Below are 13985 nucleotides of genomic sequence, written 5' to 3' on the forward strand. Positions count from 1 at the left end.
AACATATATATTCGGCCAAATTCAGGGATGAGTGGTAATGGGCTGTGATATACGGTTTACGATTGCGTTGTAGCAGAAGGTGTAAGCTAATAGGCGCAGCCGCCGTAAACCGATTCTTCACCGGCTTGTATCGGGATGGAACGTGCGCCAGCTATGCCAAAACTCCTGATAAGCCGACAGCCGGGCAAGGGGCGCAGTTGAGTTGGTTATATTTTGCCCCGTAATTCGATACGCTTGCTGGCTGGTTAATAACGTATCGTGCTGAAGCCGAAACTGGTCGGCAGGCAATGGCCGATGGTACGCAAAAAAACTTCGGTTGTCGGGAGCCAGTACGATCAGAATTGGGCGCTCACCCAGTGTATCGTTGATGACCCGTTCGCGCTTCAGCCGGTTCCAGTCGTAGGCTTTTGTTCGCTTACCGACTTGTATGCCCACAACCCACGATTTGTCGTGCCACGACAGGCTATCGGTCTGGGTCAGTTCACTACCACCTTTGCCCCGTTCATACTTGTCGAGTTTGGCATACGAGTCATTATACGTACTGTCGGGTTGCATGATCAGGCTGTTTGGGTACAGAGCCAGCCATTGTTTCAGCGTAACCTGCTGGCTAAATACTTCAGGCAGGGTATCGCCCCGCAGCGGACCAGCAATGGCTTCGCCATTGGCCTGACGCCACCAGCTACCCGTTGTCGCATCCTCGAACATAGCATTGAAGTGATCCATACCTACCAGCCGGAAAACCTCAGGCTGGTTGTTCACCAATGGCCGAAACACCCGTCCGGTGCGACATACCGAACAGTAGGTCACAATTACGGTTTCGCCCCCAATGGTGTCACGTACCTGATGATGGTATGCGATGTATTGAATGGGGTAGGCTTTGGCCTGGCCATTCAGTTCTACGCCTACAATTTCCCGATCGGTGCTGACCCTACTGCCCTTCCCGGCGGCAAACGTCAACTGGCCGGGCTGGTAGAACATATGGTCGGCTGCAAGTTGAAAATTAAAGGCATAGCCCACTCCTACCAGCACGAGTATTGCCATGAACACCCCCCATTTTGTCTGCTGAAACGCGCTGACAATGCCCGACATGATCAGCACAGCGAACAGTACCCGAAACGCCCAGCGCCAAGAATACAGAAAATAAGCCAGATCGATGCTGACCATTCGCTGACTGCCGGGCATAGGCATGATAAAGTACACGTTCGCAATCTCGAACAGAATCATGCCCACAATGCCGATGTAGAAGAGTCGTTTCATCGCTAATCTGGATGTTATAGGCTGGACATTGGCTATTAGACATTTATTTAACAGCTAACCCCAATGTCCAACCTCTGATAGCCACCACTTATGGCAGCGCGAAAGCTACGTACTGATTCCCTTTTTTAGCGCCTAATTTAGCGCCACCGCAGGCAATTACCACATATTGTTTTCCATTGACCTGATAGGTCGCTGGCGTTGCAAAGCCAGCGGCAGGCAAATCGGTTTCCCAAAGCAGTTTCCCTGTTTTTTTGTCGAAAGCCCGGAATTTTTCGTCTTTAGTGGCGGCAATAAACAGCAAGCCACTGGCCGTAACGACCGGGCCACCGTAGTTTTCAGTACCGGTATTGTGAATGCCTTTTGCTTTTAAAGCTTTGTCTTCGCCGAGCGGAATTTTCCAGACGTATTCGCCCGTGTTCAGATTGATGGCATTAAGCGTTCCCCAGGGTGGTGCAATGGCCGGATAGCCTTTACTGTCCTGAAACTTATTATAGCCCGTGACTTTATAGGGCAGATAAGGCTGTTTTGCCGTTGCCACTGGTGCAGAACGGCCCACTTCCTGTTTTTCTTCACCAAACAGAAAGGCGATCAAAGCCTGTTTCTCTTCGGCCGAGAGCGCCGTAAAACCGGGCATCATTCCTTTGCCATTGCTAACAATCTGCATCACATAGGGCCGGTCGCGCCGTTGGCCAATATCGACCAGCGATGGATAGCCGCTTCGGGCATTCCCTTTCCGCTCGGGTCCGTGGCAGCCAATGCAGTTTTGGGTATATACGCGCTGGCCCGGACTCAGATGCGCCAGTTCATCGTTTTTTGGCGTATCGATCATCTTAAAAATCCAGGGCACGTCGTTGGCATTGACATACAGAATCCCCTCGGGATCAGCTGCCGACCCACCCCACTCAGCCCCCCCATCCGTTCCCGGAAACATCAGACTACCGCGTTTGCTGATGGGTTCATAGAACCGCGTTCCTACCGACCGAAAAACGGCCAGCAACGAGTCTTTATCGCCCGAATAGGGGTTTATGTCGGCTTCGGTCATGGTTTGGCGGGCAAAGGGGGCGGGCTTTTGCGGAACCGGTTGCGTGGGTGCGGTCACTTCGCCCGGTATGTCCGATTGAGGAACGGGCACTTCTTTAATGGGGAAGAGCGGCTTACCGGTCACGCGGTCGAAGAGATAGACAAAACCAGATTTTGTAACCTGTGCTACCGCATCGATTTTTCGGGGTCGGCCGTCGGGGCCATTCTGGGTTACGGTTACGAGGTTGGGGGGAGAGGGAAAATCGCGGTCCCACAAATCGTGGTGTACGGCCTGAAAATGCCAGAGCCGCTTACCAGTTCGGGCATCGAGCGCCAGCAGACAGTTGGCAAACAGGTTTTTACCCAATCGATTCCCACCATAAAAATCGTAGGAAGGCGAACCCGTTGGCACATAAATAATTCCTCTCCGACGGTCGACCGCCATCCCCGACCAGTTGTTGGCCGCACCAATATCGGGATTCCGATAAGCGTCTTTTGGCCAGGTATCGTAGCCCAGTTGTCCGGGTCGCGGAATCGTATAAAATGTCCAGGCCAGTTTGCCAGTCCGGACATTAAACGCCCGTATGTGGCCCGGTGCCCCTCCAACCTCTTCGGCCACCCGAACCGGCATCACAATCAGGTCTTCGAAAATGGTACCGGGCGTATTCGAGATAATAAATTTATCTTTCGCGGCTTCGCCCAGCCCTTCGTGCAGATCGGCATGACCATTGTCGCCGAAGCTCGGAATAGGCTTCCCCGTTTTGGCATCGAGCGCATACAGCATGGGTCCAACCGTATAGAGAATCCGCCTGTCGTCGCCCGATTGCCAGTAGGCCACCCCACGGCTTGTGCTATGCCAGACCTTGAGCGGATCGCCAAATTTCCAGATTTCCTTACCCGTAGCCGCATCGAGCGCAAACGCCTGAACGGTAGGCGTAACACCATACAAAATACCGTCGACAATAATCGGGTTGGTCTGAATCTGGCCGCTATCGGGAGCCGCATAGGTCCAGGCCACTTTCAGGTTCGTTACATTGTCGGGCGAAATCTGCGTCAGGGCTGAGTAATGGTTGCGATCGGGACCGCCGAGGTATTCGGCCCAGTTGGTGTTGTCGTTGGGTTTATCGTCGGTAAGGTTCGGCCTTAGCTGCGACCAGCCCAACGTCAGTGCCGCCACGGCGCCAAGGGGTAAAAGAAGTCGTTTCATGCGGGTATAGGAGTAGTCGGGCAAATCTACATCAAAAGCGTAATTTACCGAATGTCTACGAACCACCGCTTCAATTTCTCCGGCGAATAGCCCATTCCCCACAAAAAACCAATCGACAGAAATACCGCATTGGCTTTCCAGAACCCCCATTTGGCCACCCGTCGGTCCGACGATTCGACGATACGGTTCACCTGGCGAACCCGACCGAACCGAATCAGTTTGAGCAGCAGATCGGCCTCTTCCATAATCGGCATCGCTTCGGTATACCCTCCCACTGCCATAAACTGGTCGCGACGGCAGAAAATAACCTGATCGCCAAACAACAGCCGGGCACCTTTGAAAAAGAACAGATAGGGCCGAAAAAGCAGTGGGGCGTAGTAGGTTTTGATGTAGTTATGAAAAGAAGTCAGCCAGCGGGTGGTCATTGCTCCCCGCATCACCGAAATGAAACCTCCTGCTACGGTTTTGGGGTCCGACAAGGTATGGGCAATAACCCGCAGGGCATCGTCGGGCAGGGTTGTATCGGCATGAAGAAAACAGAGTATATCGCCCGACGCTTTGGCAGCGCCCGCATTCATCTGCGGAGCCCTTCCCGGCTGCTGGCTCCGCATGATGCGTAACGCCCGAAAGCAGGGACGGGTTGCTTCGACTAGCTGAACTGTCCGGTCTGTGCTGCCGCCATCGACAACAATAATTTCGAGCGGTTCGGGACACAGCCGTTGTAGCAACCGCAAGGTTCGGGGCAGCGTATGCTCTTCGTTCAGAGTTGGTATAATTATGGAAACATTGGGCATAGGCATAGTAAACCAATCCAGCCCATTACGGTTTACCAACTACTGGAATTTGTAGGGTGGACGGAAACTCGCCCGTAAATTACAGACCGATCATTAACCATCCCGCATTGTGTTTCGATTCATTCCGAACATTCTCCTGAAACAGCTATACAACCGCAATAGCCTGCGCAATACGCCCAATGGCTTTACGTTTTCCCTAAAAAACCGGCTCACCGACGCCGGTTTCACCGGTCTGCAACGAGCCCGCATCGATGGCCAGGAGTATGCGGCCGACCAATTCACGCTAACGATAACCGGCAACGAGCCGGTAGCTCTCCCGCAAATTTCGCCCACCAATCCTCTGGCGTTTCCCCTGCGCCAGGTAGTGCACATACAGGCAGTTGCCCAACCGCTATCGCCCGGTAAGCATACGCTCGAACTAACGCTGCATACCCAGCCCTTCGGCACCATTACGCTTACGGTTGACGATGAACTACAGGCCGATACACCCATCCGCTCCGGCCCGGAACTGTGGGGTATTCCCCGCAGCCTGACCGACGATTATTCACCGGAAATTATTGCCCGGCGGCACCAGTTTATGCACCATTTCACAAAAACAGCGCCCCGTCAGCTAACACAGTATGCCTTCGACCCAACCGTGGTGCAAGGCAACTGCGAACATTTTATCGGTGTAGCACAGGTACCTATCGGACTGGCAGGCCCCTTACGAATCAATGGCGAACACGCTCAGGGCGATTTCCTGATTCCACTGGCCACTACCGAAGGCACGCTGGTAGCCAGCTATAACCGGGGTATGAAACTCATTAATCAGAGCGGGGGGGTATTGTGCACGGTTCAGGACGACGCCATGCAGCGGGCACCAGTTTTTCAGTTTGCCGACGCCCGGCAGGCCCGCAATTTTACGCATTGGATTAACAGCCAGCAGCGCCAACTGGCTACTGAAGCAGAATCGACGTCGCGTTTTGCCCGGCTTCAGTATGTCGATACGTACCTCAATGGAAAACTCGCCTATCTGCGCTTTGGCTACCACACCGGCGATGCAGCCGGACAAAACATGGTTAGCAAAGCGACCCTGGCGGCCTGCACCTACATTCTGGAAGAATATGACCGACAGCATCCGGGACATATCGAGCATTTCTTTCTGGAATCGAACATGGCTACCGATAAAAAACCATCGCAACTCAATATGCTGAACACACGGGGCCGACGCGTAACGGCCGAAGTATGCATTCCGCGCGATCTGTTGATTCGCGAACTACAGGTCGAGCCGGAGCAATTGATCCGCCATGCGCGGCTGGGCGACGTGGGCGCCCGACTCGCGGGTACCAACAACAACGGACTCCATTCGGCAAATGGCCTGGCTGCGCTGTTCATTGCAACCGGGCAGGATGTGGCCTGCCTGGCCGAATCGTCGGCAGCCATCACGTATTCTGAACTCACGCCCGAAGGCAATTTTTACGGTTCCATTACCTTACCCTCGCTTGTGGTCGGGACAGTTGGGGGCGGAACCAGTCTCCCTACCCAGCGCGAATGTCTGGAACTGATGGGCTGTTATGGCGACGGCCAGGTCAACAAATTTGCCGAAATTGTGGCGGGGGTTATAGCCGCTGGTGAGTTATCGCTGGCCGCTGCCATCTCCTCGCTCGATTGGGTATCGAGTCACGACGCGACCCGAAAACCTATTGACTGATTGTCTGTCTTGACTGATTGTCTGTCAATGACACGTAAAAGCACTTTACATCCGTAGTTGAGCATCGCCCGGGCATACCCCGTTCAACAGCCAGACCTACTACTGTACATAATGTTGATCTGAGTACTAAAACAACCACTTTCCCAATTCCCTATCGTTATGAACAAACTGGTTCACACCCTGATTGGCACCTGGTTTATTTGCAGTACCAACTTCCCAATGTGGCTGAAAGGCGACAAGACAAACCCAACCTTTACCTATGCTGTCGCCAGTGAAAAAGAAACCCAGAACGTTTTGCGGGACGAAGTGAAATACACTAAAAACGGCGAGACGAAGAGCATCACCGGCTACGATTATCCCAACCCCAGCGACTCGGCGGCATTTGTCTGGAAGGGCAACGGACTTCTGCACCTGCTCCACAGCCACTGGCAGGTTATGCTACAGGACCCCGATGGCCAGTGGGCGGTCATTCATTTTTCCAAAACCCTCTTCACCCCCGAAGGTGTCGACATCATCAGCCGTACTCCCCAACTGCCCGAAAAAACACTGAACCACATCAAATCTCTCATGGCCGACAACCCGATACTGGCCCGGCAACTGATCGACATGCGCGAACTGCCCGTAGCCAGCTCAAGCCGTTAGGCATCCTGTTTCTTTTTGTGTATTATTACCCGATTCTCAATATGGCCGTAGAAAATAAGCCAACCATGGGAGTATACCTTATTTTCTACCAATAAAAACGCGGTTTTGTTCAACAGCCTTGCCGGGCAGAACAACTACCCATCTACAACCAATATACATTTAATACGCACAATGGATTTTTCGAAGTACCAGAAAAGTACAACGTCGGTATGGGCTGGCGAAACCGATCCTTTCACCAGCGGAGCCGTTACAACCCCCATCATCAAAAGCGTTGCCTTTGCCTACGATGATCTCGACGAATGGCATCGGGTAGCTACCGGCAAAGCAGAGGGGCATATCTATAGCCGCAACACAAACCCAACCGTTCAGGTACTCGAAGAAAAAATCCGGATTCTGGAAGGTGCCGAAGCCGCTACCTCGTTTGCAACGGGCATGGCAGCCATCAGCAATACGCTGTTTGCCTTTCTGGCTCCCGGCAAACGGGTTGTATCGATCAAAGATACCTACGGTGGTGCCAGCCGTATCTTTCTCGACTTTCTGCCCCGCTATCAGGTGGGCGTTACGCTCTGCGACACGACCGATTTCGACGCGCTGGAAACCGAAATTGCGAAAGGCTGTGATCTGCTTTATCTGGAAACGCCTACCAACCCTACCCTCAAAGTGGTCGATATTGCGCGTCTGGCAGCGGCAGCCAGAAAAGTCGGGGCCATTACGGTAGTCGATAACACCTTTGCCACCCCCATCAACCAGAATCCGCTGGCGCTGGGTGCCGATCTGGTGCTGCACAGTGCCACCAAATTTCTGGGCGGTCATTCCGATGCAATGGGCGGGCTGCTGTGCGGTAAAAAAGAACTGGTCGACACGGTATTTCAATTCCGGGAAATCAACGGAGCCAGCCTGCAGGCCGATCCGGCCTATCTGATTGCCCGTGGCATGAAAACCCTGGAACTGCGCATCGAGCGGCAGAATGCCTCGGCGCTGACCATTGCCCGGCACCTGAAGGCGCATCCCAGGGTACAGGACGTGTTTTATCCCGGCCTCGAAAGCCATCCGGGCCACGACATTGCCAAAGCGCAAATGTCGGGTTTTGGCGGTATTCTGAGCTTTTCGCTGGCTGGTGATTACGACCAGGTAAAAACCTTTCTGCCCAAGCTTCAGTTTGCCCATCTGGCCGCCAGCCTGGGGTCGGTCAGTACCCTGGCCGGACCACCCCGAACCACCAGCCATGTCGAACTGACGGCCGGGCAGCGGAGCCTGCTGGGTATTCCCGAAAGCCTGATCCGGTATTCGGTTGGTATCGAACATGTGAACGATCTGATCGCTGACCTCGACAATGCCCTGGCCTCTTTATAAAACAACCGCTCCCTTTCCGCTATGCAATGTTTTCTATACTTCCTTCAACGAAATCGTATCCGGTTTCTGGCGATCCTTTTTGTGCTTAACACGGGGTCAGGGTATGCCCAAAGCAACACGTCGCCTGCCAAAACGGCCAGCATCGCAACCCAGCGGTTGCAGCAGGAACTCGAACGAATAGCCACGCTGGCCAGGGGCAAAGTAGGCATCTGCGCTGTCCATCTCGAATCGGGTCGGCAGGTTGGCATCAACCTTCAGGACCATTTTCCGATGGCCAGTACCGTAAAAGTGGCCATTGCCGTCCAACTCTTTACACTGATCGAAAAAGGCGAACTGTCGCTGATGACGATGGTCGACCTGAAACCGGCCGACCTGCATCCCGGCAGCGGCACGCTGGATGTGCTGTTTGCCAAACCGGGCGTGCAGCTTTCGGTTCAGAACCTGCTCGAACTGATGATGGTGATCAGCGATAACTCGGCCACCGACATCCTGCTCCGACTGGTTGGCGGGACGAAAGCCGTCCAGAATCGACTGAACGAACTGGGCGTTCAGGGCATGTCGGTCGATCGAACCATTATTCAGCTCCTGGCCGATCTGGATGGCATTACCCTCCCGCCTGCCGATCAGTGGACGCTCGGGTTCTACGCCCGGCTCGACAGCGCCACGACACCGGAGATGAAACGGGCAGCAGTGGCCCGGCTCAATACCGATCCCCGCGACACGTCGACCCCAACCGCCATGGTCGATCTGCTGACCAAACTGTATCAGGGTAAAGCGCTGAAACCCGAAAGCCGCGCGCTGCTGCTGGCTGTTATGGAACGCTGCCGGGGTGGTCTGGCCCGCCTAAAAGGCTATTTACCCCCGTCGACCGTTGTTGCGCACAAAACGGGTTCGCTGGATGGCAGCGCAACCGACGACGTGGGCATCATTACCCTGCCGGGCGATGCCGGTCATATCGCCATTGCCGTTTTTGTGGGTGCTTCGCCCCAGCCGCTGGCCGAGCGCGAACAAACCATTGCCCACGCTACCCGCGCTATCTACGACTATTTTTTGTATCAGCCCTGAACCAGGAAAATCCAGAAAGCTGCTAGTTGCCGATGTGAGTCAATGATTGAATTGCTGTTCGCCCACCTGGTTTGTGGCCGGTTTACTTACTTTGACGCCGGTCAACGATCGAAATTCGCCCAGATTGTCTCATCGCCAGCTCCCTGACGGGCAGGGCCGCCGTAGCACGGGTATCTTGGTAGCCCAAAGGGCATTCCCGTTTAGCACTCCATAGGGTGACCTTTTGCTAAAAATGGCGTAGGCATATTACTATACCTTGCCCGTCAGGACTTTACTTACCCGCCTACTAAGCGCCTACGGGCAGGGCTGGTAAGTGCCAATCTTTAACCCGGAAAGGGGGAAAGGAGTATAGGGGAAAACGCATCCACTACCAACGCGGAGCCCCATAGTTTCACCCCTTCGGGGCTCTCAGCTTGGCCTTACTTACTTTCCTATAAGCCTGACACTCCTTCGGGGTTGTAGAGTCTTCTCCTTTAGGGGTTAGTACATAGCAAGCCGACCTGCCAGGTTTTAGTTACTCGGTTATTTTGTGAAAACCAATGCGGCATAGTTAGGAAAAAGGCCTGTATACAACAGTTCGTGAGTAGATGCCTGAATGAACCGACTCTCCACAATATGGAACGGAGAGCATTTATTCAGCAAACAGGTCTGCTGACGGCAGCCATGGGTACAATCGGCCCACAGACATTGGCCCAAACCTCCCTGGAAACGGCCAGAAAAAACAAACTGCCCAGATGGAAAGGCTTTAATCTACTGGATTTCTTTTCCCCCAATCCGTCGGCCAGCCGACGCGCTACGCAGGAAGATCACCTCAAATGGATGCAGGACTGGGGGTTCGACTTTGTCCGCATCCCGATGGCCTATCCCTACTACCTCACCTTCGACCGGAGCCGCCCGATTACCCCCGATGAAGTGTACCAGATCGATTCGCGGGCCGTTGACCGCATCGACCAGTTGGTAGCGATGGCGCATAAGCACCACCTGCACGTTAGTCTGAACCTGCACCGCGCCCCCGGCTACTGCGTCAATGCGGGCTTTCATGAACCCTATAACCTCTGGACCGATCAGGCGGCACTCGATGCCTTCTGCTTCCACTGGAACCTGTGGGCCAAACGCTATAAACACGTTTCTTCCAAAAAAATCAGCTTCGATCTGCTCAACGAACCCAGTATGCGGGCCGACATGAACGACCAGCACGCCCAGCGCAGCACAGTTCCGGGTGCGGTTTACCGCAGCGTGGCCCAGGCCGCTGCCGAAGCCATACGGACCGAAAATCCAGCCCACCTGATCATTGCCGATGGCAACAACACCGGCTCAACCGTTATCCCCGAACTGACCGACCTCAACATTGCCCAAAGCTGCCGGGGCTACAATCCAGGCATTATTTCGCACTACAAAGCCCCCTGGGCCAACAAAGATCCCGAGCATTTGCCCGAACCCAAATGGCCGGGACAGGTGGGCGACAAATACCTCAGCCGCGCCATGCTCGAAACCTTTTATCAGCCCTGGATCGACCTCGTCAACCGGGGTGTGGGCGTTCACTGTGGCGAATGTGGCTGCTGGAACAAGACACCCCACGATGTCTTTCTGGCCTGGTTCACCGACGTACTCGACATTCTGGGAAGTCATCAGATTGGCTTTGCGCTCTGGGAGTTTATCGGCGATTTTGGGGTGCTGAACTCAGGCCGGACCGACGTTGCCTACGAAGACTGGCACGGTTACAAACTCGATCGACAGCTACTGAACCTGCTCATGAAAGCCTGAGAAAACGGGGTTAGGCATGTGGTTTGCTATGAGTATATTTTCACCCAATGAAGCGATTCCATTTTGGACTTAAACAACATTTTTTAGCGATAAGCCCAAAAAACATCTAATTAACCAAAAGGATCATTAGTAAACTTATTAAATATCAATTCTCATCCATATGTACAGTTAACGGTCTGAAAGCCACTGACAAGCCGGGCGCTATTGGCCACCCTGCGCCCGGAAACCTGCCTGGCCGCCATTCTGGGCCACAAACCCGCTTATAAACCCCTACAGACAATACGCAATTTTGTCTATTCGGCGTTCTGCCATTCGGCCTTTGGCAGGGAATGCTTCCGTACGGCCTAAATAAGTAGTCGAAAGGGCTTTTTCTAAAATGACTAATATATGTACGAATAGTAATTTATTAAACAATCAAGTTTTTTATTTTTTAATAATAAAAACTTAACACCTACGAATTTGCAATAAATTATACTGTTTCAGTAAAGAGGTAACACATTAAAAATAGATTAAAAGACCCTGGCCGTTTTAATCTCACTTCGTCAACCAATCGTCTAGCTGCCTCATAGCCCAGAGCACCCGAACGGCTTTCTTTACTGTTCAGTATAGAATTATTCCAATATTTACTATTCCTAAACGGAACCGCAAATACGGCCGGGCAACGGCTGACATGAAAAACAGGTACTCCGGTTAATAAATACGAATTAGGGGGGCAAATTGAGTAATTACCATCCACACAATTTCTTAGTATGTTTGTCCTATCATGAAGTAGGGAAACTGTTATTGTTCATGTAAACTATCTACATCTATGCAAAATTTTACCTTCGAACTGCGTACTATTTTCTATTCCATACCCATTCAGAGAACCGGTGGCTTCGCAACTCACAACTAAGCGGGTGGCAGACAGACAGCCAGGCAACGGCCTGCGGCTGAAGGACGCTGATCTTTGGATTTACTCCGGAAGTTTTTACTGAAAATTTCTGCGACCAGCTCCTCACCACCAGCAAACAAGACTTAAATCTGGCCCTAAACGGCCTCTTCGCTGCGAAACTAACTAGTTCGCAGGCGGGTACAGTGTGCCCAGGCTGGTTAAACCGTAACGTTTTATGATTCAAAATCAATTACTCTATAGAACAACAGATGTTTAATCGACCTCCGGTGCCCTGTATTCACTCATTACCACGTGGCAGTTGCCCAATTCTTTATACAACCATGACTAAACTTTTTCAGAACACTATCACACAATAGCCTTACATGAAAACTACAAATCCGAAAATCAGACTGCTTTTTTACGGGGTTTGTCTGGCAACAGTCCTCTACAACTGTAAGACGAAAGACGTAGCCGCTGTTACGCCATTTACCTACACCTTCAAAGGGCTTGACGACGTAACAATTCCCGACATCACCCAAACGACTCCGGCATCGGTTTCGGTAACGGCCGCCACAGTGACCTCGTCGACGCTGGCTTCAGCGGTGAACAACGACCTGGCTGGCATTGCGGCTTCGGGTGTAGTTCCGGCTTCGGTGCAACAGGCTGGTACCGACATCAGCAAGGCGGTTTCAGCTTCGCAGGCGGCTCAACTGTCGGCTGCGTTTACGCCCTCTGTGCTCAGCACATTGGCTAGTGGCGGTGCTCTTCCGGCCGATCTGAAAGCACAGGTCGATGCCATTGCCAGCAATCCGGCTCTGAAAGCCTATCTGCCCACCTTCACACTGCCAACCGTAAACGGCAAAGCAGTAGGGGGACGTCTGGGTGCTACCACACCGGGCGCTTCCAACGGTTCATCGACTGCGGCTACCGCCTATGCTACTACGGCCGACGATGATGCCTGTAAAGCAGCCGCCAATGCCGCTTATAACGCTGCACTGGCCACCCTCGATGCCAAGAAAGCCACTCAGACTGCTACCGTTACCACCACCTACTCGACTGCAGCTGCGGCCATTGCTGCCGAAACTGCGCCTTGTAAAGCTGGTATTCCGGCCAAGTATGACCCAATGAAAACGGCCGCTCAGCAAACGTTGAACAACACGCTGGCCAGCCTGGAAGCCGCTAAAACAACCCTGGGTAGTTTGTACGACCTGCTGAAAGCGTTTGCCTATGTGTCTTATGCACAGACCATCGCTGGCATTACCACACTGGAAGCCGCTGAAACCACTGCCTGCGACTCCGTTGCCAGTGCAAAACTGGCTGCTGCTGCTGCCGCCCGCGATACCGATCTGGCCAAGATCAACACAAACTACGCTGCCGCTGTAGCGACTCTGACAACCGCTCGTGACAAAGCTGTTGCAAGCTGTCACAACCAGGGCGGTGGCCGTGTAGGTGCCGAATAATAACCATTCACGCTAAGACACAACCTTTTTCAATCAGTATATGAAAAAAAGATACCTGTCCCTTTCAGCCGCTATGGTGGCGTTGGGACTCTTCCTCCAGCCGAAGGCAGCTCAGGCTCAGGTGAACCTAAAAAGCATTAGCGTTGGTGCCAGCTACTGGGGCCCTTCGCTCGACTACTGGAACGATCGTTCGTTTCTGGTCGACTATAACAGTGGTAAGGGCGCGAAACTGAACGGAAGCATTATGCCGACAGCCGCCGTTGAAGTTGGCCTGACCAAAGGGTTCTCGGTAGGTGGCCGCGTTGGCTACTGGAGCAAATCGGCATCGAGTGCGCTGAGCATTGGTGGCATCAACCGGACCGAGAAGTTTACACTCTCGATCGTTCCGGTGGCCCTCGATCTGAAATACACCTTCGAGAAAGCAGCACCGGCCACGACCGATGCGTCAGAAGAGAAACCCAAAGCAGCATTCCTGACGCCTTACGTGGGCGTGAGTCTGGCTCGCTATTTCGTCAATAACAAATTCAACCGGCAGGTGGTCAACAACACTGGTTCGGTCGATGAAACACAGGCGGGTAACAACTACGGCTTCCAGGTGTTTGTGGGTGCCGAAAAACAACTGGTAAAGAAACTGTATCTGGCGCTCGACGTTCGCTATCACCTGGGCAGCTACAACCAGGTCGTAACGACCGAGTCGACCACAACGACGGAGAAAGTTAGCCTGAACGGCCTTGAAGCGGGGCTGTCGCTGAAGGTAAAGTTTAAGTAAGGTTTAGTTTGTTCGAAGTAGCCTCACCGCTACTTCGAACAAAACCAGCATAAAATTGACTCAGTAGGTAGTAGACTAGCCGCAATAGGTTAC

Annotated in this window: 11 protein-coding genes; 8 read left to right on the forward strand and 3 right to left on the reverse strand. The window is 53.1% G+C overall.

Annotated elements, in window-relative coordinates:
* Positions 1-117: 117 nt before the first annotated feature.
* The 3 genes from WBJ53_RS18825 to WBJ53_RS18835 all read right to left on the reverse strand — a co-directional run bounded on the left by WBJ53_RS18825 (position 118) and on the right by WBJ53_RS18835 (position 4278).
* The gene (locus WBJ53_RS18825) at positions 118-1257 is read right to left on the reverse strand and encodes a DUF3179 domain-containing (seleno)protein (protein ID WP_338868937.1); all 1140 of its coding nucleotides are present in this window, start codon (positions 1255-1257) and stop codon (positions 118-120) included.
* Between the two features lie 88 nt (positions 1258-1345).
* A complete protein-coding gene (locus WBJ53_RS18830; RefSeq protein WP_338868939.1) occupies positions 1346-3484 on the reverse strand; it encodes a PQQ-binding-like beta-propeller repeat protein in 2139 nt (712 codons plus the stop codon).
* A 44-nt stretch (positions 3485-3528) separates the two neighbouring features.
* Positions 3529-4278 (reverse strand): TIGR04283 family arsenosugar biosynthesis glycosyltransferase, encoded by a 750-nt coding sequence (locus WBJ53_RS18835; protein WP_338868941.1) that lies wholly within the window; start codon positions 4276-4278, stop codon positions 3529-3531.
* A gap of 109 nt (positions 4279-4387) precedes the next feature.
* On the opposite strand from WBJ53_RS18835, the gene WBJ53_RS18840 reads away from it, so the two are divergent.
* From WBJ53_RS18840 to WBJ53_RS18875, 8 genes are all read left to right on the forward strand, one after another.
* Positions 4388-5968, forward strand: coding sequence for a hydroxymethylglutaryl-CoA reductase (locus tag WBJ53_RS18840; protein WP_338868943.1), 1581 nt, complete (start codon positions 4388-4390; stop codon positions 5966-5968).
* Between the two features lie 159 nt (positions 5969-6127).
* Positions 6128-6610 (forward strand): lipocalin family protein, encoded by a 483-nt coding sequence (locus WBJ53_RS18845; protein WP_338868945.1) that lies wholly within the window; start codon positions 6128-6130, stop codon positions 6608-6610.
* A gap of 171 nt (positions 6611-6781) precedes the next feature.
* Entirely contained in the window at positions 6782-7963 is a 1182-nt protein-coding gene (locus tag WBJ53_RS18850; protein ID WP_338868947.1) for a cystathionine gamma-synthase family protein, read from the forward strand.
* 21 nt (positions 7964-7984) lie between these two features.
* Positions 7985-9028, forward strand: a complete 1044-nt coding sequence (gene bla / locus WBJ53_RS18855) for a class A beta-lactamase (protein WP_338868949.1) — start codon at positions 7985-7987, stop codon at positions 9026-9028.
* Positions 9029-9643: 615 nt separating this feature from the next.
* On the forward strand, positions 9644-10792 hold the full coding sequence (locus WBJ53_RS18860; RefSeq protein ID WP_338868951.1) for a cellulase family glycosylhydrolase: 1149 nt from the start codon (positions 9644-9646) through the stop codon (positions 10790-10792).
* A gap of 204 nt (positions 10793-10996) precedes the next feature.
* Positions 10997-11140 (forward strand): hypothetical protein, encoded by a 144-nt coding sequence (locus WBJ53_RS18865; protein ID WP_338868953.1) that lies wholly within the window; start codon positions 10997-10999, stop codon positions 11138-11140.
* Between the two features lie 906 nt (positions 11141-12046).
* Complete coding sequence (locus WBJ53_RS18870; RefSeq protein ID WP_338868955.1) at positions 12047-13123, forward strand: hypothetical protein; 1077 nt, start codon at positions 12047-12049, stop codon at positions 13121-13123.
* Between the two features lie 40 nt (positions 13124-13163).
* Positions 13164-13892: a hypothetical protein gene (locus WBJ53_RS18875; RefSeq protein ID WP_338868957.1), complete on the forward strand. Its 729-nt coding sequence runs from the start codon at positions 13164-13166 to the stop codon at positions 13890-13892.
* The last annotated feature ends 93 nt before the right edge of the window (positions 13893-13985 follow it).

The sequence above is a fragment of the Spirosoma sp. SC4-14 genome (genome assembly GCF_037201965.1).
Lineage (GTDB): Bacteria > Bacteroidota > Bacteroidia > Cytophagales > Spirosomataceae > Spirosoma.

Excerpts from the sequence above, each read along its gene's own strand:
- WBJ53_RS18870 (WP_338868955.1), top strand. The coding sequence starts at position 12,047 with ATGAAAACTACAAATCCGAAAATCAGACTGCTTTTTTACGGGGTTTGT.
- WBJ53_RS18825 (WP_338868937.1), bottom strand. The coding sequence starts at position 1,257 with ATGAAACGACTCTTCTACATCGGCATTGTGGGCATGATTCTGTTCGAG.
- bla (WP_338868949.1), top strand. The coding sequence starts at position 7,985 with ATGCAATGTTTTCTATACTTCCTTCAACGAAATCGTATCCGGTTTCTG.
- WBJ53_RS18875 (WP_338868957.1), top strand. The coding sequence starts at position 13,164 with ATGAAAAAAAGATACCTGTCCCTTTCAGCCGCTATGGTGGCGTTGGGA.
- WBJ53_RS18860 (WP_338868951.1), top strand. The coding sequence starts at position 9,644 with ATGGAACGGAGAGCATTTATTCAGCAAACAGGTCTGCTGACGGCAGCC.
- WBJ53_RS18845 (WP_338868945.1), top strand. The coding sequence starts at position 6,128 with ATGAACAAACTGGTTCACACCCTGATTGGCACCTGGTTTATTTGCAGT.
- WBJ53_RS18835 (WP_338868941.1), bottom strand. The coding sequence starts at position 4,278 with ATGCCCAATGTTTCCATAATTATACCAACTCTGAACGAAGAGCATACG.
- WBJ53_RS18850 (WP_338868947.1), top strand. The coding sequence starts at position 6,782 with ATGGATTTTTCGAAGTACCAGAAAAGTACAACGTCGGTATGGGCTGGC.
- WBJ53_RS18830 (WP_338868939.1), bottom strand. The coding sequence starts at position 3,484 with ATGAAACGACTTCTTTTACCCCTTGGCGCCGTGGCGGCACTGACGTTG.